Annotated in this window: 24 protein-coding genes; 19 read left to right on the top strand and 5 right to left on the bottom strand. The window is 38.1% G+C overall.

Translation table 11 applies throughout. The features are described from left to right. The first annotated feature begins 310 nt into the window (after nucleotides 1-310). Together gntK and JOC76_RS00740 are read left to right on the top strand one after the other, a co-directional pair. Complete coding sequence (gene gntK / locus JOC76_RS00745) at nucleotides 311-1,852, top strand: gluconokinase (RefSeq protein WP_205175270.1); 1,542 nt, start codon at nucleotides 311-313, stop codon at nucleotides 1,850-1,852. Nucleotides 1,853-1,952: 100 nt separating this feature from the next. After that, nucleotides 1,953-2,666 carry a GntR family transcriptional regulator gene (locus JOC76_RS00740; protein ID WP_205175268.1) on the top strand — a complete coding sequence of 238 codons (714 nt, stop codon included), beginning with the start codon at nucleotides 1,953-1,955 and terminating at the stop codon, nucleotides 2,664-2,666. 75 nt (nucleotides 2,667-2,741) lie between these two features. Here JOC76_RS00740 and JOC76_RS00735 read toward each other — a convergent pair whose 3' ends face one another. The 3 genes from JOC76_RS00735 to ttdA form a co-directional block, all read right to left on the bottom strand. After that, the gene (locus JOC76_RS00735) at nucleotides 2,742-3,545 is read right to left on the bottom strand and encodes a fumarylacetoacetate hydrolase family protein (RefSeq protein ID WP_239557458.1); all 804 of its coding nucleotides are present in this window, start codon (nucleotides 3,543-3,545) and stop codon (nucleotides 2,742-2,744) included. Nucleotides 3,546-3,699: 154 nt separating this feature from the next. Continuing rightward, the gene (ttdB, locus tag JOC76_RS00730; RefSeq protein ID WP_205175266.1) at nucleotides 3,700-4,311 is read right to left on the bottom strand and encodes a L(+)-tartrate dehydratase subunit beta; all 612 of its coding nucleotides are present in this window, start codon (nucleotides 4,309-4,311) and stop codon (nucleotides 3,700-3,702) included. Next, a complete protein-coding gene (gene ttdA / locus JOC76_RS00725; RefSeq protein ID WP_239557457.1) occupies nucleotides 4,308-5,219 on the bottom strand; it encodes a L(+)-tartrate dehydratase subunit alpha in 912 nt (303 codons plus the stop codon). Before ttdA ends, ttdB begins: the two co-directional genes overlap by 4 nt. A 498-nt stretch (nucleotides 5,220-5,717) precedes the next feature. Between ttdA and JOC76_RS00720 the strand changes: the two genes are divergently transcribed. The 17 genes from JOC76_RS00720 to JOC76_RS00640 all read left to right on the top strand — a co-directional run bounded on the left by JOC76_RS00720 (nucleotide 5,718) and on the right by JOC76_RS00640 (nucleotide 22,553). Further along, nucleotides 5,718-7,064: an MFS transporter gene (locus JOC76_RS00720; RefSeq protein ID WP_205175265.1), complete on the top strand. Its 1,347-nt coding sequence runs from the start codon at nucleotides 5,718-5,720 to the stop codon at nucleotides 7,062-7,064. A 328-nt stretch (nucleotides 7,065-7,392) separates the two neighbouring features. Continuing rightward, on the top strand, nucleotides 7,393-8,151 hold the full coding sequence (locus tag JOC76_RS00715) for a C39 family peptidase (RefSeq protein WP_205175264.1): 759 nt from the start codon (nucleotides 7,393-7,395) through the stop codon (nucleotides 8,149-8,151). A 668-nt stretch (nucleotides 8,152-8,819) separates the two neighbouring features. Then, nucleotides 8,820-10,235, top strand: coding sequence for a branched-chain amino acid transporter BcaP (bcaP, locus tag JOC76_RS00710; protein WP_205175263.1), 1,416 nt, complete (start codon nucleotides 8,820-8,822; stop codon nucleotides 10,233-10,235). 179 nt (nucleotides 10,236-10,414) lie between these two features. Further along, nucleotides 10,415-11,653: an ATP-binding protein gene (locus JOC76_RS00705; RefSeq protein WP_205175262.1), complete on the top strand. Its 1,239-nt coding sequence runs from the start codon at nucleotides 10,415-10,417 to the stop codon at nucleotides 11,651-11,653. A 226-nt stretch (nucleotides 11,654-11,879) separates the two neighbouring features. Then, nucleotides 11,880-13,025, top strand: coding sequence for an HD-GYP domain-containing protein (locus tag JOC76_RS00700; RefSeq protein ID WP_205175261.1), 1,146 nt, complete (start codon nucleotides 11,880-11,882; stop codon nucleotides 13,023-13,025). A gap of 130 nt (nucleotides 13,026-13,155) precedes the next feature. Continuing rightward, nucleotides 13,156-14,280 (top strand): hypothetical protein, encoded by a 1,125-nt coding sequence (locus JOC76_RS00695; RefSeq protein ID WP_239557455.1) that lies wholly within the window; start codon nucleotides 13,156-13,158, stop codon nucleotides 14,278-14,280. Between the two features lie 247 nt (nucleotides 14,281-14,527). After that, nucleotides 14,528-15,613 carry a hypothetical protein gene (locus JOC76_RS00690; RefSeq protein WP_205175260.1) on the top strand — a complete coding sequence of 362 codons (1,086 nt, stop codon included), beginning with the start codon at nucleotides 14,528-14,530 and terminating at the stop codon, nucleotides 15,611-15,613. Then, nucleotides 15,600-17,789 (top strand): molybdopterin oxidoreductase family protein, encoded by a 2,190-nt coding sequence (locus JOC76_RS00685; RefSeq protein WP_205175258.1) that lies wholly within the window; start codon nucleotides 15,600-15,602, stop codon nucleotides 17,787-17,789. Before JOC76_RS00690 ends, JOC76_RS00685 begins: the two co-directional genes overlap by 14 nt. After that, nucleotides 17,789-18,349, top strand: coding sequence for a 4Fe-4S dicluster domain-containing protein (locus JOC76_RS00680; RefSeq protein ID WP_098527312.1), 561 nt, complete (start codon nucleotides 17,789-17,791; stop codon nucleotides 18,347-18,349). The genes JOC76_RS00685 and JOC76_RS00680 overlap by 1 nt, the downstream gene beginning before the upstream one ends. An 11-nt stretch (nucleotides 18,350-18,360) precedes the next feature. After that, nucleotides 18,361-18,885 (top strand): Rieske (2Fe-2S) protein, encoded by a 525-nt coding sequence (locus JOC76_RS00675; RefSeq protein ID WP_205175255.1) that lies wholly within the window; start codon nucleotides 18,361-18,363, stop codon nucleotides 18,883-18,885. Then, nucleotides 18,875-19,066, top strand: a complete 192-nt coding sequence (locus JOC76_RS00670; RefSeq protein WP_205175253.1) for a hypothetical protein — start codon at nucleotides 18,875-18,877, stop codon at nucleotides 19,064-19,066. The genes JOC76_RS00675 and JOC76_RS00670 overlap by 11 nt, the downstream gene beginning before the upstream one ends. Further along, nucleotides 19,059-19,370, top strand: coding sequence for a hypothetical protein (locus JOC76_RS00665; RefSeq protein WP_205175251.1), 312 nt, complete (start codon nucleotides 19,059-19,061; stop codon nucleotides 19,368-19,370). The genes JOC76_RS00670 and JOC76_RS00665 overlap by 8 nt, the downstream gene beginning before the upstream one ends. Then, the gene (locus JOC76_RS00660; protein ID WP_205175249.1) at nucleotides 19,357-19,638 is read left to right on the top strand and encodes a hypothetical protein; all 282 of its coding nucleotides are present in this window, start codon (nucleotides 19,357-19,359) and stop codon (nucleotides 19,636-19,638) included. Before JOC76_RS00665 ends, JOC76_RS00660 begins: the two co-directional genes overlap by 14 nt. 75 nt (nucleotides 19,639-19,713) lie before the next feature. After that, nucleotides 19,714-20,367 (top strand): sensor histidine kinase, encoded by a 654-nt coding sequence (locus JOC76_RS00655; RefSeq protein WP_205175247.1) that lies wholly within the window; start codon nucleotides 19,714-19,716, stop codon nucleotides 20,365-20,367. Nucleotides 20,368-20,387: 20 nt separating this feature from the next. Next, nucleotides 20,388-21,041, top strand: a complete 654-nt coding sequence (locus JOC76_RS00650; protein WP_275591312.1) for a response regulator — start codon at nucleotides 20,388-20,390, stop codon at nucleotides 21,039-21,041. A 12-nt stretch (nucleotides 21,042-21,053) separates the two neighbouring features. Further along, a complete protein-coding gene (locus JOC76_RS00645) occupies nucleotides 21,054-21,521 on the top strand; it encodes a GAF domain-containing protein (protein ID WP_205175245.1) in 468 nt (155 codons plus the stop codon). Nucleotides 21,522-21,524: 3 nt separating this feature from the next. Continuing rightward, nucleotides 21,525-22,553 (top strand): sensor histidine kinase, encoded by a 1,029-nt coding sequence (locus JOC76_RS00640; RefSeq protein WP_205175244.1) that lies wholly within the window; start codon nucleotides 21,525-21,527, stop codon nucleotides 22,551-22,553. Between the two features lie 393 nt (nucleotides 22,554-22,946). Here JOC76_RS00640 and JOC76_RS00635 read toward each other — a convergent pair whose 3' ends face one another. Beyond that, a complete protein-coding gene (locus JOC76_RS00635) occupies nucleotides 22,947-23,105 on the bottom strand; it encodes a hypothetical protein (protein WP_205175243.1) in 159 nt (52 codons plus the stop codon). A 100-nt stretch (nucleotides 23,106-23,205) separates the two neighbouring features. After that, nucleotides 23,206-23,670: a low molecular weight protein-tyrosine-phosphatase gene (locus tag JOC76_RS00630; RefSeq protein WP_205175242.1), complete on the bottom strand. Its 465-nt coding sequence runs from the start codon at nucleotides 23,668-23,670 to the stop codon at nucleotides 23,206-23,208. Nucleotides 23,671-23,755: the final 85 nt, after the last annotated feature.

Genomic DNA, 23,755 nt, shown 5'->3' with positions numbered 1-23,755 from the left:
AGGTTTATATATACCAAATAGTATATCATAAAACGTTTTCATGAAAAATTTTTTTTTGAGAATGATTGGGAGCAGAACTATACACTGCAGTTGAAGTATTGATTTCAAAAAAGTAGTAGGAAATGAAAAAAATTTTTTTCTAGAGTTGGTGCGAAAACGGTTTCCAAAATCCTGATAATCGACTATAATAACATTAAAAGAAATATTTTTTCGTAAAATAAATTATTAGAAAAAATTTTTTTCATAATCAATTAAGTTAAACAACCATAATATAAAATTCGGGAAAAAACATGTGAAAGAAGGCGATTAAATGGGCCAGCCTCATTATTTAGGAGTAGATATTGGCACGACAAGTACGAAAGCAGTTCTATTTAAGAAGGACGGAACCGTGGTTGGAATGCATCATGTAGAATATCCACTCTATAGCCCCTCCCCTGCAATAGCAGAACAAAATCCGGACGAGATATTGGCTGCTGTGATAGAAACAATTAAAGTCGCCGTACAAAAAGGCGGGATTAAATCTACAGATCTTGCACTTGTGTCATTCAGCTCTGCTATGCATAGCGTTATTGCTGTTGATGAATACGGCAAACCGCTAACGAAATGTATTACTTGGGCTGACAGCAGGGCAACAAAAACGGCAGAGATGATCAAAAATGAATTGAATGGACTTGCAATTTATATGAGAACAGGGACACCTATTCATCCAATGTCACCGCTGGCGAAAATAGCCTGGCTGCGGACAGAACATCCTGATGTGTTCGCCCGTGCAAGTAAATTTATCGGGATTAAGGAATTTATTTTCCATAAATTCTTTAGTCATTATGTGGTCGACCACTCCATAGCTTCAGCGATGGGGATGTTCAATTTAAAGAATCTGACATGGGATGAAGAGGCTTTAAGTGTTGCAGGAATCTCCAGCGAACAATTATCGGAACCTGTTTCTACCACCTTTTACTTAAAAGGAATAAAAGAAGATTATGCTAATGAAATGGGGATTTCAACAGAAACACCATTTGTTGTAGGAGCAAGTGACGGTGTGTTGTCAAACTTAGGGGTTAATGCGATAGACCCGGGGGTTGTCGCTGTCACGATTGGGACAAGCGGTGCCATCCGAACAGTTACGGATAAACCGGTTACGGACCCTAAAGGCAGAATTTTCTGCTATGCATTGACCGAGAACCATTGGGTTGTTGGCGGACCTGTCAATAATGGAGGAATGACCTTTAGATGGGTACGGGATGAACTTGCATCTGCAGAAGTGGAGACGGCAAAGCGCCTTGGAATCGATCCATATGAAGTGCTGACAAAGATCGCCTCCCGTGTTTCACCAGGTGCAGATGGACTGATTTTCCATCCGTATCTTGCCGGAGAGCGGGCACCGCTTTGGAATGCCAACGCCAGGGGTTCATTCTTTGGACTTGGACTCCATCATAAACGGGAGCATATGGTTAGAGCAGTCTTAGAAGGAGTGATCTTAAATCTTTATACCGTTCTTCTTGCCTTGCAAGAAAGTATTGGTGTACCGAGCAAAATTCAAGCCACCGGGGGATTTGCAAGATCAGAACTATGGCGCCAAATGATGGCGGATATTTTTAACCAAAAGGTGGTTGTACCTGAGAGTTTTGAAAGCTCTTGTCTTGGTGCAGTGGTTTTAGGAATGTATGCGCTTGGGGAAATTGATGACTTTTCCATCATGTCTGAATTAGTGGGTTCTACTCATGAGCATGAGCCGCTTGAAGATAATATTGAAATTTATCAAGACCTAGTCAAGATATACATCCGTGTTTCACGATCTTTGGAAAAAGAGTATGAGGATATGGCTGACTTTCAGAAAAAATGGGTTAAATAATCAAACGGTTCCCGTGTTTCTACGTTGAATTTATTGTTGATATTTTGGTATGATTTCTTATAAGAGTTGTACTAATATATTTCGGGAGTTTATTTATCATATGAAGGAACTTGATCATTCTGCTCTTTCACAAAACATTCAATTGTTTTTAGATCGATTAGATAAAAATGGGGAATCACGCTTACCGCAGCGTGCGTATTTTGCAACGCGGCATGCCATACGACAACTTGAACTTCCTCCAGGACAAACCGTATTAGAAAGGGAAATGGCTGATATCTTGGGGATGAGTAGAACCCCAGTTCGTGAAGCTTTAGTGCGTTTAGAGATGGAAGGATGGGTACGGCTCATACCTCGCCGCGGGTTTGTTGTAGCCCCTATTGTAGCAGATGATCTTCAACATATTTATGATGTGGTCGAAGTGCTTGATGGGGTCTCCGGCAGACTGGCTACTATGCGTGCTACCCCTGAAGAATTAGACAAACTGGATCGGTTGATTGAAGAACAAGAAAAAGCACTAGAATTGGGCGATCTGCTTTTTTGGACTGACCTTGATGAGCAATTTCATCAACTCATTGTCGATTTAGCTCAAAATCCTCGTCTTAGAGGTGTTATGGATAGTCAATCTGATCAACTTTATCGTGCTCGACTTTATACGATTCAATTTCGCCCTAATCCAACACGATCCATCATGGACCACAGGGCCATTGTGGCGGTTATGCGGGCAGCGGAACCGGATGCTGCACAAACAATGCTACAATCACACCGTCATAGAGCCCGTAGTGAAATATTAGAAATTATCCGATCCCTACCTTAGTCGTATTAAAAAGAAAAAGGCTGGAGCAGACGTACTAGAAATCTGCTCCAGCTTTTTTAATAAAACAGCTCTATGCTAAATCACATAATTACTAAGTTTCCCAATCTTCTTTACTTCCACCGAAACCACGTCACCTGACTTCATTGGGCAACTGCCAGAAGGGGAACCGGTTGCCAAAACATCACCTGGCTCTAGGGTCATCACCTTTGAAATCCAACTAATTAAGTAAGGGATGGAAAGTGACATTTGATTCGTGTTCCCGTCTTGTACGACTCTGCCGTTTAAAGTGGTCACGATTTGTAAATTAGTTGGATCGATACCTGTCACGATACACGGACCCAATGGACCAAAAGTGTCAAACCCTTTGCCGCGTGTAAACTGGGGATCCTTTTTTGTCAGGTCTCTTGCGGTTACATCGTTAAAGATCGTACAGCCAAAAACATAATCCAATGCCTCTTCTACTTTTATATTTTTGCCGCGTTTTCCAATAATAAGGGCTACTTCACCTTCCATTTCCACTTGTTGGGTTAAATCACTTGCCGGAAGAATGATTTTGCCTTGATTAGGAATGAGGGAAGATGCCGGTTTTAAGAATAAAAACGGTTCTTTGAGATTCGCCAACCCCCCAGTCTCTTTCGCGTGTGCAGCATAGGTCCAGCCGAAATTGACCACCTTTGAGGGTACTACGGGCACCAAAATTTTCACATCATGATAGTTCACTCTTACGCCATCAAATTTGATTTCATTATTGACAATTTCCGTGAAAGTGCTGGACAATTGTAAAATTTCGTCATCCTCAACGATTCCGTAAAAGATGCTCCCCTTACTTGTCTGATAGCGAACGATCGATTGTGTTTTTTGTAGTACCTGCATGACCATACCATACCAACTCCATCTATTGATAAAATAATCTTAGCTCATCCGACCCATTACAGAGCGGATGAGCAATAGTAAAGATATGTCAAACGCGGTTTTGTATTTGAACATTTTCTGGAAGATTAAGTTTTCTTCCATTTAGAGAAGAAACAATGGATTACTTGATAAATCGAACCTGCTGTGCGATTAACTCATATTGTTCGTCCTTCTTTTTATTGAACTCCACTTTATTTTCTTCATAGATGTTATTACCTTCTGTGTCAATGGAAACAATCAGAGGACCAAATTCATTCACTTCACATACCCAAAGAGATTCAGGCATTCCAAGGTCTTTCCAGTGAACTTCTGTGATCTGCTCCACCTTAGTTGCCGCAAAAACCGCATTTCCGGCAGGGAAGACGAGATGCAGCGCTTTGTGAGTTTTGCAGCCTTCTTCGGTGTTCTTTCCCATTCCGCCTTTTCCGACAATGAGTTTTACACCTGTTTCTTCAATAAATTCCTTTTCAAACTTTTCCATTCTCATGCTGGTCGTAGGGCCAACCGAAACGATTTCATATTTTTCATCCCCAAGGTCTCTAACAATAGGGCCGGCATGGAAAATCGCTTTCCCTCTAAGATCAACAGGTAATGGAATTTTTTCTTCAATGAGCCTTCTATGAGCAACATCTCTGCAGGTAACAATGGTGCCTGTTAGATAGATAATGTCTCCAATTCGGATATCCTTAAGATCTTCGTCTTTTATCGGTGTTGTTAAAACTTTCTTACTCATAGTGTTACCCCCTCGTGAGTGCTGATTTCATAGTTTAAATTGCGGTCAAAGGTGATTTTGCCTCTTCGATGGGACCAGCATCCTGTGTTAACTGCGACTCCAATTGTAGAAGGATGTCTTGCGGTATTGACTACATTAACACCCATTACTGATTTCGATCCCTTCAGTCCCTGAGGTCCAAGGCCGATGGCGTTAATGCCATCCTCAAGAAGTTGTTCCATCTTTGCTGCATTCTCATTTTCATTACGACTTCCAACAGGTCTCATTAAGGCTAATTTTGAATTTAAAGCTGCTGTCTCAACTGAAGTACCGACGCCAACGCCTACAAGAAGTGGGGGGCAGGCATTGACTCCGTAACTTGTCATGCGATCCAATACAAACTTAACTACCCCTTCATAGCCTTCGCCAGGCATGAGAACGGTTGCAACTCCGGGAAGGGTACATCCGCCTCCGGCCATATACGTGTAGATTTCCACTTTGTCACTGTCTTCTTCAATTTCCCAGAAGATACTAGGTGAGCCGTTCCCGATATTCTTTCCTGTATTGTATTCATCGAATGTTTCTACAGAATTGTGTCGTAAAGGTGTTTCTTTAGTTGACTTATAGACACTGTCCCTTAGAATTTGATCCAATTGGCCAATTAATGGGAAGTTCTGGCCACACTTTACAAAAAACTGAAGAACGCCTGTATCTTGACATGAAGGTCTCTTTAATTCAGAAGCCAGCTTTTGATTTTCAAACATGGTGTTGTAAATGATTTTTGCAAGAGGGTTACTTTCATCCTCGCTTAGCTCTTTTAGTTTATTTTCCACATCATCAGGAAGTTTGTAGCTGACAAGAGAGATGAACTTTGACATTAGGCCTGTCATTTTTTCTTTTTGCTGTACTTTTTCCATCATTGCTTCCATAGTAACGCTCCTTTTTTATGTTTAGTTTGTGAACGAGTAAAGTAGTGATTGTGTGTTAATGACTTTATACGTCCATTATTAAACAACGTATACATTAACGTCAATAGATTTTATTAAAATTTATATTTATTTCGTCCTTTAAAAAATTAGGTATTTAGTATGGTATGGTGGGTTTTTATTGATTTAATGCTTTTTATAGAAGTTAAACTAAGATTGTCAATTGTTAAAGTTATATGAAATTTTAAAAAAACATTGACATTAATGTATGCATTAAGTGATAATTTGTGTAAGGGTTTTCACCAGTGGTGCAAATTGTATATGATATAGAAGGAGGTTAACGAATGTCCGAGTAACCGATCGCAGCCTTTTCATTAGATGCAAGGAGATGATTGAAGAAAAGCTATTAATCTATCACCTTGCAAAAATTTTCCGCTAGTCAAGTTTATTAATATGTGAAAACTCTGAAGGAGAATATCCACTTATTTAGGGGGGCATTTTATGAGTGTCAACATGCAGGATTTGAAAGCGATTACCAAGAAAACGAATGTACGTTATTTGACTTTGGCTATATTATTTATCACGACCGCCGTTAACTATATAGACCGATCGGCACTAAGTGTTGCGGCCCCTGTAATGAACAAAGATCTACAATTGGATGCGGTGTCATTAGGAATTGCCTTCTCTGCCTTCAACTGGGCATATGCTTTTCTGCAAATCCCAGGCGGATGGTTACTGGATCGATTTGGAGCCCGTGTTGTTTATGGAGTTGGGTTGTTTGTATGGTCACTATTCACCTTGTTTCAAGGGTGGGTTAGCGGTTTTCTTATGTTATTCATTCTAAGATTTATAGTAGGGGTTGCAGAGGCGCCATCGTTTCCGGGGAACAGTCGATTGACCGCTATGTGGTTTCCTCAGAATGAACGCGGACGGGCTGTCTCTGTCTATAATTCGGCCCAATATTTTGGATTAGCGTTATTTACGCCTGTGTTAGCTGTGCTTCTACAAAAATATGGCTGGCATATGATTTTTATAGTTGCTGGTTTAGCGGGAATCGTGGTCTCGTTTGTTTGGTTTAGGAATATTCACGAACCAAAAAAACATCCAAAAGCAAATCAAGCTGAAATAGATTATATCGTTGAAGGCGGCGGCTTGGCGAATGCAAGTGATAAGCCGATTAAAATCAAGTGGGCCCATGCAAAATTGCTATTGACCAACAGACAAATGATCGGAATCTATGTCGCGCAATTTTGCCTTAACACGATTGTTTGGTTCTTTTTAACTTGGTTCCCTACTTATCTTGTGCAAGAAAAGCATATGTCTATGCTCAAGGTTGGCTTTATGGCTTCGATTCCATATGCGGGTGCGTTTTTCGGTGGTATTCTTGGCGGATACATATCTGACTACTTGTTAAAACGTGGAAAGTCTCTTGGGGCAGCGCGTAAAACCCCGATTATCATAGGATTCTTGTTTTCGAGTATCATTGTCTTAGCGAACTATACATCATCCCCAGCACTTATTATGCTTATTATGTCCGTTGCGTTTTTCGCCAAAGGGATGGCAGGGGCAACCTGGACACTCGTTGGCGATATGTCACCAAAAGAAATTATTGGACTAAGCGGAGGAATCTTCAATACATCCGGTAACTTGGCCGGTATTGTCATTCCAATCGTAGTAGGATATATCTTAAGTACAACACACTCCTTCAGTGCTGCTCTATTCTTTATTGGTGCAGTTTTACTCATCGGAGCATTATCTTACATCTTTGTGGTAAACAAAGTAGAACGGCTAGAACTACCTCCTGAACTAAAAGAGGACAAGCCGCCTATACTAAAAGTACAGGGATAAGGAAAATCAGCGGAACATCAAGACGTTCTCATAGTAGGCAATCTGAAGTTTTGTGTATAAAAAAGGCACAACTAGCTTGATGAGCTGGTTGTGCCTTTGCTGTTTTTATAGGTAAGATCCTCACGTAAAATTTTTTGAATGCCAGATAAGAATGAAGTCGTTGTTCCGTCCTAAGGGAATTCCATTTTATTTTAAGGATAAATTAAGTAAAGCACATTATAATGTGTATTGGAAATGTTTTACTTTAAACAATAGGTATAATTTGATATTGTTATATAATAGTATTTTATGAACAACAAAGAATCTAACGAGGAATGGTTAATTGCCAATGAAAAAGTTTCTTATTACGATTGTGATTCTCTCACTTTCATTAATTGGTGGTAAGACAATTTTTGCGTTCATGTCTGAACGTCAAGCTGCTGCAAAGGTGATTGAAGCTGCCGCTTTACCAACACGAAAATTGGAACTTCAGGCAAAGAAGGCTCCGAGCTTACCTGATAGTATTGTACTTGATGTGCCGTTAATCCTGCAAATGGATCAACCGCTTCTATATAATGGCTGTGAAGTGACAAGTCTTGCGATGATTCTGAACTATTCTGGTGTAAAGGTAACAAAGAATGAGTTAGCCAAAAATATAAAAACAGTCCCGTTTACCTACAGCGATGGTCTAAAAGGAAATCCGAATGTTGGGTTTGTTGGAGATATGGCACACGGTCCTGGACTTGGTGTATATAATGGTCCGGTTTTTGAACTTGCGCAAAAGTATGTGGGCGCTAGAGCTGTTAATCTCACCGGTAAACCATTTTCGAATATTCTAAAAGAGGTAGGACAAGGGCGTCCTGTCTGGATTATAACTACGTCCAGCTTTACACCGGCATCGGTCTTTCAAACCTGGAATACTCCCCAAGGTAAAATCAAAATTACCTTTAGTGAACATAGTGTAGCTATAACTGGTTATGATAAAAATTATATCTATATTAATAATCCGTATGGGGGAAAAAATATGAAATTAAATCGTGAAAGTTTTATTAAAGCTTGGGAGCAAATGGGGAAACAAGCAATCGTGATTTCGAAATTAAATATATAAATTGGACGAAGGCAGAGGGATAATCCCTCTGCCTTCTTTTTGAAGATGATTCATTTAAGAATCTATTGTAACTTGTGAATGGTTGTTGTATAAATCTTGACCATAGCAAGGTAAAAATTTTATTTATTGTAATTGTTCATAACAAGTTTGCCGCGGTTATTCTTCCACCTGATGGTTTATACCTAAACGACGTAAGCCCTACCTCTCTTACATCCTAACGGCTCCGAGGCCGATCCAGTGTGAATAAGTTATTATCTTAAAACATAAGCAGAATGCCAGTAAAATTCTTATATTGCTTTATCTTCTCTCTTACAAGTTACTTTATAATGTGAAGCACAAATGATTATATTACACTAAATTTTAGGTTATGTCAATTAAATGGGGTGATGATTTTGTTGCATTAGTTAGTTCTTGTTATTGTTACGTTGGGAATAGGGATAATACTTTCTTGAAATAGTGAAAGTTTTGCGTAGGAAAGATAATTATAGTAAAAAATAAAACCAATTACCTTAATAGATGTGGGAATTTCTGTATTGGAACTATTTTGAAATAATTTATTTTTTAAAAATTTATTGCTTTTTCTGAAAAATAATTATATTATTTCAAATATAAGTTTTCGGTTAATACTTTCAGAAATTTTAGAAAATAGACCCAAGGAGGGTTCAAATATGGACTTATTCAGGAAGAAATCTATCCAACAGCTTATCCAAGAAGTTGGTCAAAAAGATATAACATTAAAGAAGGAATTAGGAGCTTTTGATCTATCAATGCTCGGCATCGGTGCCATTATTGGTACTGGTATATTTGTTTTAACTGGGGTGGCTGCGGCCGAACATGCAGGCCCAGCATTAATATTATCTTTTATCTTATCAGGATTAGCCTGTGTCTTTGCAGCTCTTTGTTACGCAGAATTTGCCTCAACCGTTCCGGTTTCGGGAAGTGCTTATACTTACAGCTATGCAACATTTGGTGAATTAATTGCCTGGATCTTAGGCTGGGATTTAATTCTTGAATATGGTCTTGCCTCTTCAGCAGTTGCAAGTGGCTGGTCCGGTTATTTACAAGGACTCTTAGCAGGATTTGGTATCCATTTTCCTAAGGCGATTACAAGTGCTTACAACCCTGCAAATGGAACTTTTATTGATGTTCCAGCAATCCTAATCGTTTTTATAATCACAATGTTATTAACGCAAGGTGTAAAAAAGTCAGCTCGATTAAATACAATTATGGTTCTTATCAAGCTAGCGGTGGTTGTATTATTTATTGCTGTTGGCGTATGGTATGTAAAACCAGGAAATTGGACTCCGTTTATGCCGTTTGGTTTCTCAGGTGTGGCAACTGGTGCCGCTACTGTATTCTTTGCTTATATCGGTTTTGACGCTGTTTCAACTGCAGCGGAAGAAGTAAGAAATCCACAGAAAAATATGCCGATTGGTATCATTGCCTCATTATTAGTTTGTACGGTACTATACATCGTTGTATCGGGCATTTTAACAGGGATTGTTCCTTATCAAAAGTTAGATGTTAAAAACCCAGTGGCCTTTGCACTAAACTATATTCACCAAGACTGGGTAGCAGGTTTTATTTCTCTAGGAGCACTTGCCGGTATTACTACTGTATTATTAGTTATGATTTATGGACAAACACGTTTATTCTACGCAATTAGCCGTGATGGATTATTGCCAAAAGTATTCTCTAAAATTGATAAAAAGAAGCAAACACCAATGGTTAACTCATGGATCACTTGTATTTTAGTATCAATCTTCGCAGGATTAGTTCCGTTAGGAAGACTTGCGGAGTTGGTAAATATTGGTACATTATTTGCTTTTATGACCGTTTCGATTGGGATCATGTATCTACGTAAAAATAAGCAAGGTTCAAAAACTGGTTTCCGTGTACCATTCGTGCCATACATTCCAATTCTTGCTTTCATTTTCTGTGGATATCTTGCCTTACAGCTTCCAGCTATATCTTGGGTAAGTTTTGGTATCTGGTTAGTAATTGGATTATTTGTTTATTTTGGTTATGGACGCAGGCATTCAACACTTAACACTAAAGCTGGCCGTATGGAGAAAGTCAGCTAAATAATTGGAAAAAGAACTTGCTTCTCGCAAGTTCTTTTTTTGTTCAAATAAAATCGAAATATGTCGAAAATCATCAGTTTAGACAAAAAATATGTCATTTTTATTCATGAATGATGGTAGAATGGAAGCAGGAATAAATAGCTAACTTTTTTATTACAGATTTATTTAGGGAGAAAAATATGAAAGAGGGAAATAGTAACCCCAAGTTAATTTTTGAAGAGAAAAAGGCGATTGTATTATTTTTATGGTTGTTTTATATCGTGTATTATTCTTTTGAGACTTTTTACTTCATAAGTAGTAACTCAGTAATATATAAACAAAAGACTATGATTCCAACAAGTATGGGAAGCCTTATTTTAATTATGGCGGTTCTAATTTTCGGTGTTTATTTTTTAAAAAAGGGTAATCCCTTTATTGTAAAGTATATCTACATTTATAGTTATTTAGGTATTGATTTTCTTGATACCTTAATGTCCTATTGGGGGACAAAAGTCCCGTATTCATCTGGAAATATTGTAGAGATTTTATTCTTTCTTTTTAGCCCGATTTTTGTGAATAAGAGATATTTTTGGGTTGTTTCACTAGGTCTTATAGGCAAAGAAATCATTTTAGGCTTGGTTTTACAAAGTATGCAGGTATTAATGACGATTGTTATATATATTATCCTAGCCTTAATCGCTTATACAGTTCTAATTCGATTTAATTCTTACATTAAATCATTGACAAATGCTTATGAAGAATTACGTCAAAAAGAGAAGTTAGCGGTCATAGGTCAAATGGCTGCAGGGATCGCACACGAAATTCGTAACCCCCTTTCCTCTTTAAAAGGCTTTACACAACTGCAACATGAGAGATTTCCGGATACTAACGACTATTATCCCATTATGATTCAGGAAATTGATCGAATTAACTCAATTGTTGATGATCTAATGTATATTGGAAAGCCAAAAAAAATTATGTTTGAAAAGGCAAGCATTGAGGAAATTGTTGCCTACACCTTATCAATTATCCAGTATCAGGCAGAGAGACAGGGGATAACAATTGAAACCATTATGGCTGGACCATTGCCGCCGCTTCATTGCGATGAAAAACAACTAAAACAAGTGTTTATTAATCTGATAAAAAATGCAATTGAAGCGATGCCTCTCGGAGGACGGATTCAGATCCATGTAAAAGTTATCGATAAACAGCAAAAATTAACGATATCGATTCAAGATGAAGGAGTTGGTATTGCTAATGAGAACATCCTAAATCTTGGCGAACCTTTCTTTACTACCAAAAAGGATGGAACGGGTTTAGGTTTAATGGTTACCAATCAAATCATTAATGATCATTTTGGAGAAATTAAAATTGAAAGTTTTCTAAATGTTGGAACTAAGGTTATAGTAATTTTACCGATTATTAATAAAAATAACTAATATTTTACCGGATATTCCAATTTGTTTGAAAAAGAACAATTTCTACTTTTTGATTAAAAATATTTCTTTTTTATACATAAATCCATCGAATTTATTGTACTTATAATAAATTAAATGTTTTATAATGTAGGAAAGTGTCGGAAAAGGTTGACGATATTTGAGTTAATTTGTGGTCAATTTTATCAAACTTAAAAGGGATATTACAATCCTTATGAGAGGTTTACAAATGAAGAAACAAATAATTGATCGTAATATAATAAATCAAGAAACCCGGACGTTAAAGTGGTTCTTAGTTTTATTTTTTATTATTGCTATTACCGTTGATATTTTATTTAATTTTATCTCGCAATATATTCCCCAGCTAAAAGGTGATACACCGGGTAAATTGATTTATTGGGTTTATATTTTCATGTTTGCATTAATACCATTAGCACACTATCTGATAAAGAAACAAAAGCCACACTATATAAAATTTATCTATTTCATTAGTTATACTTCCTTATATTTCTTGAATGAGGTTGTAACGTATATTGATAACCCCAAACTATACAGTGGTGGAAATGTAATAGAAATGTTTTGGATTTTACTTTCACCTATATTTGTCAGTAAACTCTTTGTGATTACTGTGTCTGTTGGGTTAACTTTAAAATACATTATTGTGGGGATTATTATTAAATCCCCTGTGGCTTTGTTAGGTATAGTAATGGTGGCTCTGCTCTCAGTAATCTCGTTTATATTACTATTCCGCTTCCAAGCCTACGTGAGTGCTGTTAAAACTTCTTACGACCAACAGCTTACAGGATTAGTAAAAGGAGTTATTGCAACACTTGAACTTAAGGATCCTTATACAAGAGGTCATAGTGAACGAGTTGCAAGTTATGCCTATGAGTTAGCAAAAGTAACGGGGAAACTTAACGAAAAAGAACTTAATTCTTTTAATTTTGCTTGTTTACTTCACGATATTGGAAAAATACACATACCAGATCAAATCCTAATGAAACCTACAAGGCTGACAGCTGAAGAATATGAAATCATTAAATCCCACACTACTATAGGAGCAGATGCAGTTTCGAGAGTAGTAGGTTTAAATAGCGGCATTGAAGTCATTCGATCACATCATGAGAGATGGGATGGAAAAGGATATCCAGACCAATTAAAAGGGGAGGAAATCCCGTTCCTTGCTCGGGTTGCGTCCATTGCAGATGCTTTCGATGCAATGACATCGAATAGATCCTATAGAAATGCATTATCTATCGAAGAAGCTTATAAACGAATTCTAGAGAGTAAAGGTACCCAGTTTGACCCTGAATTAGTTAGTTATTTTCAAAAGGCATTTCCAAAATGGAAAGAAATCCATGATGAGTATAAATAAAGAAGTAGATTACGATCAAGTTATAGCTTTACTCTAATTTAAGGAGGTGAGAACCATGAAAATCCGTAAATTAAAAAAAGTAAAAGCAACTTCTTGTTGGTTATGTTTTTTGTTCACTAATGGTGGCTAAATGAATATAAAAATTAATTCTTCACTAAGGTTAGTTCCAATTGAGATAAGGAAAGACAAAAAACATTATATTGTAGAAAATAAAATTTCAAGTGAATTTTATGAAATGCCTGAAATATGTATAGATGCGATTAATTTAATTAACCATGGAAAAATTCTAGCTGAAATTGAATGTCAACTTAAGGACAAGTATCCAAAAGAAGATGTTAATTTAGTTGATTTTGCCTTACAACTACAAGATTTACATTTAATTGAAGTGATTGACGGAATAAATGTGGTTAGAGAAGAAAAGAAAAAGGAACAGTTAGGTTTTTTATGGCTATCACCAAGAATAGGTAAGTTCTTTTTTAATAAGTTTTCGTATTACTTGTATGGAACATTATTTATCTTAAATATAGTTCTTTTACTAACTCATTCTTACCTTTTTCCACACTACAAGGATTTGTTCCTTTTTGATTATATGGCATTGAATATTCCAGCATGGATTGTAATAACATTTCTAACAGTATTCATTCATGAATTTGGCCATGTGTTAGCCATAAGAGCAAAAAACCTCCCTACTAAATTGGGAGCTGGTCATCGTCTATTTGTAGTTGTACTTGAAACAGATATGTCATCTGTGTGGAAACTTCCCTTAAAAGAACGGAATGTATTATTCTTGGCAGGTCTTTGCTTTGACACTGTGATCTTATCGATTGCTTTACTTAGTCAACTTATTGCAGGAGATGGCTCAGAGATTTTTCTGGGTATCATGAATATAATTGTTTTAGACACGTTTATTCGAATGATTTATCAACTTTGCATCTACATGAAAACCGATTTTTATTATGTATTAGAAAATGTTTCTGGCTGTTATAATTTAATGGAAAATGCTCAGCGCTTGATAAGAAGGAAACTTCCGCTATTAAAGTTTAATGAGGTAGAAGACGAAGTATTTGATGGAGAAAGGAAAACCGTTTTTATTTATTCTATTTTCTATTTAATTGGGGTAGGATTGACGGTTTCACTTTATGTTTTCTTCTATATCCCACAATTATTATTTGCTTGGAAGAAGGTTCTACCTGGATTTTCTTATGGAGCGGGTTCAATTTCATTTTGGGATGCTTTTTTTTCTCTTTTCAAATAATCATTGGTCTAGGACTACTATTCTACTCGTGGCGGAAAAAGTATATATAATAATGGCTCGGTTTAATCCTAGCCTTTTTTTTTGAGGTCTGCTATTATTTGTGACAAAACTCTGTCTAAATTTCAATAATTAGGGGTTTTTTCCCCTCATAATAGGGGTTTTCCCTGATATAGATAACACATCCGTTTTTCTTACAATAAGGGTAAGAAAAACGGATGTGTTATTTTTTTTGAGGAGGATCAAGAAAATGCAATCAACTACCTTAGCAAATACCAAAAAAGAGGGTCGCTCTTTTAATAATGCTTTTGCTTCCCACTTTGCTAAATCCATTTTTTTAAGCATCGTCGGACTTTTGATTTTAACCTTTATCGGAACAAGAATGTTCACCCATTTTGACCTAAATCTATACGGATATATGGTTGGAACCCTCGTCTTTATCGGAGGTTTCTTCTATCGCTTTATTGCTTGGGGAGAAAGACCACCAACCAAAATTATCATCAAAAAAGGTTTAAGGCTGTTATTCAGAAAAAACACTCCAAAAACAGCAGTCAATCACTTAGCGATTTACGATTTCATTCGTAACCGGGGACTTTATCGCTGGACCCAGCATATCTTAATCGGTTGGGGTTGTCTCCTAGCATGTGCGGTTACCTTTCCACTTGTTTTCAGCTGGATGTACTTCACGATGGAGGATAATGGATACTATACCATCGTATTGTTCGGAATGAACATCATGCATGTTAAAGCAGATGGAATCATTGCTTGGATGTCCTATAATGCCTTAAATATTGCCGCCATTATGGTTACCACAGGAGTATGTATGGCACTGCACCGCCGCTTGAAAAATATGCAGGCGAGAGCAGAACAAAAGTTTATGTATGATTTCTTACCACTTTATCTATTATTGTTTATCTCTGTTACAGGCCTTTTATTAACGGTCCAAAACATATTTTTACATGGATGGATGCAGCCGCAAATGTCGCTGATTCACCAATTTTCAGTAATAATAACGTTAATTTACCTTCCATTCGGGAAGTTAGCCCATATACCATTCCGTCCAATGAGCGTCTTCGCAAGAAATTATCGCGAACATTACGGTGAACAAGAAATGAAAAAATGTAAGGTGTGCGGAGATCATTTTGTATCCGTTGAACAATCAAACGATGTCATCAATGTACTAGGTGTCAATCACATGGAATTTAACATGAAAGATGGCTTTAATCTTGCAGAATTATGTCTGTCATGCCGCCGAAAATATCGTATTGCAAGATTTTCAGGGTTCCCAACGCACCAAGTAAAGGTCAAGGAGGCAAATCAGAATGCAAAAGGTTAATGAAAAAGGCCCAAGAGACAAATTTTTTAAAGAAATCGAAAATGTACGCCACCCAAATGAAACGCTTGTTAAAACCCATTGCAGCTATTGCGGTATGCAGTGCGGCATGAACTTGCGTGTTGATACAAGAACAAACAAAATCATTGGGGTTGAACCCCGCTATGATTGGCCGGTAAATGTAGGGAAAATGTGTCCTAAAGGGGTTACTGCTTACCAGCAAACCAACCACACCGATCGTATTTTAAAACCGTTAATCCGTGACAATGCCTCCTTTAAGGGAACGAAAGAGGGTTTCCGCGAAGCAACATGGGATGAAGCATATGATCTAATCGCAAAGAAATTTATAGAATTACAAGCGAAATATGGGAAAGATACATTATCTGTATACAGTGGTGTTTCGATGACAAATGAGAAATGCTATTTAACAGGTAAATTTGCACGAGTTGCCTTGCAAACACGCTATATCGACTATAATGGTCGCTTCTGTATGTCTAGCGCAGCCGGCGGCTTTCTTCGTTCTTTTGGAGTCGATCGGGGATCAACATTACCATGGACAGATATACATGAAACAGATTGCTTATTTATTGCAGGAAGTAACACAGCAGAATGTCATCCAACATCCATGTTCCGCATATGGAATGTCCAAGAAAGAGGGGGTTACTTAATTGTAGCTGACCCGCGTGAAACACCAATCGCAAGAAGAGCTGATGTTCACTTAGATTTACGACCAGGTACAGATCTTGCCCTTGCGAATGGTATCCTTAACCTCTTGATTCAAAACGGATATGCTGATAAAGAATTTGTTAATAATCACACAAATGGATTTGAAGAAACAAAAGAATTAGTGAAGGAATTTACACCAGAATACACAAGCAAAATTACAGGAATTGCTGTTGAAAAAATTATCCGCGCTGCCGAAATTTACGGTAAAGCTCCCAATGCGATTGTCATGTTCGCCCGCGGGATTGAGCAACAGCACAAAGGTGTAGATAACGTATCTGCATACACAAATATGGCGCTTGTAACAGGGAAGATTGGACGGCCAAAATCAGGTGTTGCTACTTTCACTGGTCAAGGTAATGGCCAAGGGGGCCGCGAACATGGTCAGAAATCAGACTTACTGCCTGGCTACCGTAAACTTACCAACCCTAAACATGTAGAAGAAGTCTGCAAGGTATGGGGAATTACTCCTGAAGAAATGCCACAGCCAGGGGTTTCTGCTTATGAAATGATTGAATTAATGGAGCAAAAAACCATTCGTGGCCTATACTTACTTTGCTCAAACCCAGCTGTATCTGCACCAAACTTAAATCTTGTCCGTAAAGCGTTAAAAAGCTTAGATTTTATGGTTTGTGTTGATTTTTATCTTTCTGAATCAGCTGAATTTGCAGATGTGGTTCTTCCAACGGTTACATGGTCGGAAGATGAAGGAACAGTGACAAACTTAGAAGGACGTATAATTAAAATCAATAAAGCGCAAGAACCGCTTGGTGAATCGAAGTCAGACTGGCAAATTCAAGTGGAGCTTTCTGAACGTTTAGGAAGAGGCAAATACTTCTCCCACTTAAAAACAGCTAGAGATGTCGCAGATGAGTTTCGTCTTGCCTCCAAAGGCGGATATGCGGACTACTATGGTGCAACATGGGATAAAATCGACAAGCAAGACGGAGTATTCTGGCCTTGCCGTGATGAAAACGATCCAGGAACACCACATATGTTCTTAGATAAAAAGTTCTATCATCCGGACGGGAAAGCCAAAATTTGCGCACTACCATACCGTCCCCCTGCTGAAGAGCCGGATACAAAATATCCATTACGCTTAACGACTGGACGCGTTGTCTTCCATTACTTATCAGGAAATCAAACTCGCCGTATTCAATTCTTGCGAGACATGTGCCCTGAGCCATATGTAGAAGTGCACCCAGAAACAGCAGCGAAATACAATATTGAACATGAAGAATATGTCCGCCTTTTTACTCGTAGAGGTGAAGCAGAATATAAAGTGAAAATTACAGAAGCCATTCGGAAGGACACTGTATTTGTGCCTTACCATTTTGGCCACGATAAATCTATTAATCTACTAACGATTGCCGCACTTGATCCGATGTCAAGAATGCCGGAATTCAAAGCATGTGCAGCGCAGATAGAAAAGCTTGCAAGAGAGGCGGTTCAGTAATGAAAAAGAGATTATATTTAGAACTTGAAAATTGTATCGGCTGCCGTTCTTGTTTAGCTGCCTGCACACAATGCGGTGGGCACGAAGAGCGTAACCGCAACTATGTTTATGACGTTAACCCGCTTGTTAATCGTCAAACAATGCCGCTTATGTGTCTTCACTGTGTCAATCCGGCATGTGCGAGAAGCTGTCCGGCACAGGCAATCCAAATTCATGAAACGGGGGCCGTTTTATCAGCTCTTGTTGAAAAATGCATTGGATGCCAAAACTGTACAATTGCCTGCCCTTATGGAATACCTAAGTTTGATACAGAGCAGAATTTAATGTATAAATGTGATTTATGTATTGACCGTTCAAAAGATGGAATTCCACCAATGTGTGCGAGTGTTTGTCCATCTAATACATTACAATGGTTGACTGACGAGGAAATTGAAGCAAAGCAGAAGCAATTTAACCTCGATAATGGCAAGTGGGTAACAAGTATGCCTTACTTAGAAGGCGAAACGAATGTAAAAGTGAATCTTCCTGGTATCTTGCAGGGCGTCACTAAACTGTTTTAGGAGGGATTCGCGTGTCAGATAAAAATAATAAGATCCCGTTCAATGAAGATAACTATACACATAATATTAATCGCAATAATGAGCGAAAGCTAGACCGCCGTGGTTTCATGAAAACATTGGTGGGGGCAGCCGGAGTGTTCGCGGTTTCCTCTCTCCCATGGGGAGCCTTAGCGGCAAAGGAACTTACCGGTCTTAGTGATAAAAAATATCCTAAGCATAAGATTACAGATGTTAGTAAAATTCCCGTTGGAGATGCGGTTGACTTTGCCTTTCCAGGAGAACACGATAGCGCCATTTTAATCAGGTTGTCTGAAAATAAATATGTGGCTTATCAAAATGCCTGTACCCATCTCCGTTGCCCGGTGTTTTGGAAAAAGGACGAAGGTGAAATGCTTTGTCCATGCCACCACGGAAAATTTGATGTCAAAACCGGTGAACCGATTGCCGGACCGCCAAGACGGCCACTGCCTGAAATCTATGTCAAAGTAGAAAACGGTGGGGTTTATGCCGTGGGGGTGAAACGTTATGAAGCGTAGTTACGTACCAGTTGGACTCCTTTTAGCTGTACTGATGTTAAACATTATTTTTACACAATGGATGGTTCATCAATACTTCTATCAACATTATACGAATACCATCATTGCTGCCGTCATCAACGTTATTTTGTTTCCGATTGCCTTTCTTATTTATAAAAAAGGTGTGAATATCCATGACTAGTGAAACTTATATTGATTTTTGTTTTGTAAGACCTACACTAGGCGGTTTTGCAAGGGAAATTGATGAACTGTTGAAACAAACCTTTGCGAAAAAGCGATTAAATTGGTTTTTGGAAGAAAAGACCAGTGAAGGCATTGAAATCGTTGTGGCCGAGATTAAAGGGATGAGCAAATGGCAGTCAGAAGAAGAAACGATCGAATTTATCGAAGAACATGCTACAGAGGCCTTTTGGGAATATCTGCAGGGCTACAAAATGTTCATTTATCCTGTTTTGAAAGGATGTAATAGTTGTGGAACTCATTAATCTAGAAGATGTGAAAAAGTTTACAGGGGTTCCCGTTGAAATTTTCATCCAGGACGAACAAGCTGGAGATCAGGCTGCAAGAGTAAAAAAAACAATTAAAAAAGTAAAGTATTGTCCTGATCATACGCATATCCGTTTTTATTTTGATGATTTTTATTTTCTTGCCGTACCGCTTACAAGTAAAATCAATGAGTCTGACGAAGAGTGGTCTGCATTTGATGTTGACAGTGGTTTAACCTATCAATTAAAAAAGGTTCAGGTCTTTTAACAAGAACCTGCCTTTTTTTAGCAAATGGGATTGATTTCTTAAGAATAGTAAATAAGGTAAAAAGGGGGGACCATAATGGATGTATTGCAGACAAGACAGAGGCTAAATTCTTATATTATTGATTCACAGGAGGAAGAAATCAAACGAATTGCCTTAGAGCTGCATGAAGGTGTCGGTCAAAATTTATATAGTATTTTAACAGGATTGCAGGTTGTCGGATCTGCTATATCCGAAGAAGGTATGAAAAGTTATGTGCGTGAAATGTCGCAGCTCATTGAAAAAACGATTCAGGAAATCAGACTATTATCTGTAGAATTGCATCCTCCTACCCTGACCACCTTTGGTTTATATCCGGCTATGAAAAGCTATCTGAAGTTATATACATCAACATTTGGGATTTTGGTGGACTTAGAAATAGTTGGAAAAGAGGTGTCTCTGCCAGAGCGCTCGAATATTGCCGTTTTTCGTGTTTGTCAAGAAGCCCTGGAGAATATTGCTAAGTATGCCGATACATCGAAAGTCAAAATGACTTTTCTTTATAGCGATACAGAATTAAAGATTAGTATTCAAGACTTTGGTAGAGGATTTAAACTGGAAGAACATGAAGATTCCCATCATTCATCAGGACTTGCTGTAATGAAAGAGAGAATGCTCCTCACTGGCGGTAAGTGTACCATTTCTTCTAAAATAGGTGAAGGGACATCCATTGAACTATTCCTGCCCTTATAGAAGCAAAGGAGATTTTATCATTGATAAAAATTCTATTAGTTGATGATCATGCTGTTGTTAGAAGCGGTTTAAAGATGTTGTTGAACACTAATCCTGAAATGGAAGTCATTGGGGAGGCATCCGAAGGAAACGAAGGGATAAAAAAAGCACTAAAATTGAAACCAAATGTGGTGGTCATGGATTTAAGTATGCCACATGGAAAAGACGGTCTCTCCGCAACGAAAGAGCTAAAAAAACTTCTGCCAGAGATAAATATATTAATCTTAACCATGCATGATGATGAGGAATATCTATTCCGTGCCATTGAAGGCGGAGCTTCTGGATGTATTCTAAAAAGTGCACCGCATTCTGAGTTAATGTCTGCGATTGATTCTGTGGCAAAGGGGAATGCCTATCTTCATCCTGCTGCACAAAAACGGTTAATGGAAGAATACTTGGCAGGGGCTAAACATGATAGTAATGATATGTATCATCTGTTATCAGATCGGGAACAAGAAGTACTTACTCTTGTTGCAAAAGGGTATTCAAATAAAGAAATCGCAGAGCAGTTAGTGATAAGTGTTAAAACAGTCGAAACCCATAAAGGAAAAGTAATGGAAAAGCTGCAATTCAAAACACGTCCTGAGCTAGTAGAGTATGCCGTCAAAAAAGGGCTCTTAGGTTACAGGATTTAAGGGAGCCTTTAGATGACGGAAATAAAGGAATTACCAGACGTTATTAAAATATGTAAACAATTAAAGGAACAGGTTTCTTGTGATTTTGTTGGGCTTGCTATCCAAAATAAAGTAGGTCCAGACGTAAGGTGGCATTATGCTGTCGGCAATTTAAACGATAAATATAAACGAATAACGGTCCGCTTTGGGAAAGGAATCGCCGGTAAAATCATCTCAAGCGGAACCCCGATGATGCATACTAATTTTCCTCATCATGTTACAGGTAAAGTCACGGATTATCCGATTGCTCTTGCTGAGAAGCTGAATACTTGCTATGCGGTTCCTCTTTTTTTTAACCATGTTCCAAAAGGGGTATTACTGGTTGGAAACCGAGAATATCGATCCTTTAATGATTCTGAGCGGGAAAGGGTACTAGAAGAGGCTCAGGTATTGGAAGAGATTCTTAAGGATTATTTGGACTTTAAATCAGGGGGATTGTGAATCATGGATATTCAGCAGAAGAGAAATGAACTGATGGATTATAAATTTGCCCTTGATGAATCATCCATTGTCGCTATAACTGATTCAAGAGGTACGATTACATACGTAAATGACCAATTTTGCTATATATCGAAATACTCACGGGAAGAGCTCATTGGTAACGACCATCGAATTGTAAATTCTGGGTACCACTCAAATGAATATTTCAAACAGATGTGGAAGACCATCGGATCGGGAAAAGTTTGGAAGGGTGAAATTTTAAATAAAGCTAAAGATAACACCTATTACTGGGTTGATACTACGATTGTTCCATTTTTAAATGAAAAAGAAAAGCCGTATCAATATGTAGCTATTCGTTATGAAATTACGGAAAGAAAGCGTGTCGAACAAGAACTGCAAAAAATGATGACCACCATTATCGATGTGCAAGAAGAAGAACGAAAAAGGCTTTCACGTAATTTACATGATGGAATTGGACAAAACCTTTATAGTCATTTGATTACGATTAATCGTCTTATGGCTGAGGTTGATCATCCGCTGTTACATCAGATGCATGAAGAAGCAGCGCAACTGATTGAGGAGATTCGGGAAATCTCATGGGAGCTAAGGCCCTCAGTTCTTGATGACCTAGGTTTAATTCCTGCTATCCGATCTTTTCTATCCCGTTATTCTGACCATTATAATATCGATGTTTATTTTGACTGTGTCTTAAATAAGCGTCTTTCAATCAGTATTGAACTAACCATTTATCGCATTATACAAGAAGCATTAACCAATATAAGGAAATATGCGGAAGTTACAGAAGCAGCGGTTACGATAAGGGAAATGGAAGATTTGGTAAGGGTCATGGTAGAAGATACGGGAAAAGGGTTTAATATAGAAAAGCAGACTCATGGCGTCGGTTTGTTTAGTATGGATGAACGGGCACGATCCGTTGGTGGTGAGCTAACAATCGCCGCTTCACTGGGAAAAGGAACAAAAGTAATTTTAGATATACCGGTATCAAAAGACAAAGAACCAGGTCTTCAGTAAACAAAAAAACCACTAAGAGTGGTTTTTTAATAGATAAGAAGTATAAACATTGTCTTTGAGAATTGTCCAGCTCCAGCGCTTAGCCCCTCGAGGTCACAAACATATCCAGTTGCGGCTCCTTGGGACTCGAAGCCTAAGCCACCCCCTGAAGAAGGCAAAGAACGCCTTCTTGCAGTGTGCGTCTTAGCCTAGAGTCCCAGGGCAGTCGCCTCCACATTTAAGTCAATCCGTCCAAAAGGTTAAAAGGCAACCTTTCGGCCGGCTTGTCTTGTGCTTGGCTACAGAAAACTATGATTTTCTGTTCGCATTAAGGGAGACTAATCTCTGGCTACGCTTTTCTTGCCATCGATAAATCTCCCTATATCGGGGCTGACCAAGGCGCTTGCGCTTTTCTTAATCTCGCATTGCTCCCGCCTCTCGGGAAGTTATGTCACCTTGTCCTGCGTTTACATCTTTTTGAATTTCTTGTTTAACTTTTTGTGCATCCGTTCCGGCAAATTCTGGTTGCATAATAGAACCCATACTCTCTTTAGTTTGTTGTTTCTGTTGCATACTTGTCGTCCTCCTCTATTTCTTGTTTAACTATCTAATTATTTACCAAAAACAACTTCCTTATTAATAAGGGTTTTATTTCAAGAGGGATGCCTTGTTGTTATAAGTTTTGCTCGCTGCGTATTTTATTGAGTAATACCCTGCACCCGGCTGAAACAAGACGATAGGTTTGATCAAAATCACCTGTAAAAAATGGATCGGGGATATCCTTCTTGTATCTGGTCAGGTCAAGTAGCCTAATAATCTTTGGATGATTACGCATGCCGGTTATCTTGTAAATATTTTTTAGGTTGCTTTCGTCCATACCAATAATATAGTCGAATTTCCAGAAGTCATTTTTCTTTAGTTGGCGTCCAACAAGCCCATCAGAGGGGATATTGTACTTTTTTAAAATATTAAGAGTTCCCTCGTGGGGAGGGAAGCCGATTTGCCATGAACTGGTTGCAGCGGAATCAACTGTGATTTTGTTTGCCAAGTTTTCCTTTTTGACTAAATAGCGAAACAAAGCTTCAGCCATCGGTGAACGGCAAATATTCCCCAGGCATACAAATAAAACATTAATCATGTACTTACCCTCATTTCATCTTTCTTTACCTATAAATAAGAGTCTATGTACAAAACAGAATTATGGAACGGCGATGGTGACTTAA

Origin of the sequence: Neobacillus cucumis (genome assembly GCF_016908975.1) — a bacterium.
Classification (GTDB): Bacteria; Bacillota; Bacilli; order Bacillales; family Cytobacillaceae; genus Neobacillus; species Neobacillus cucumis.
The sequence above is the reverse complement of the archived record's forward strand: the minus strand, read 5'-3'. Positions and strand labels throughout refer to the sequence as shown.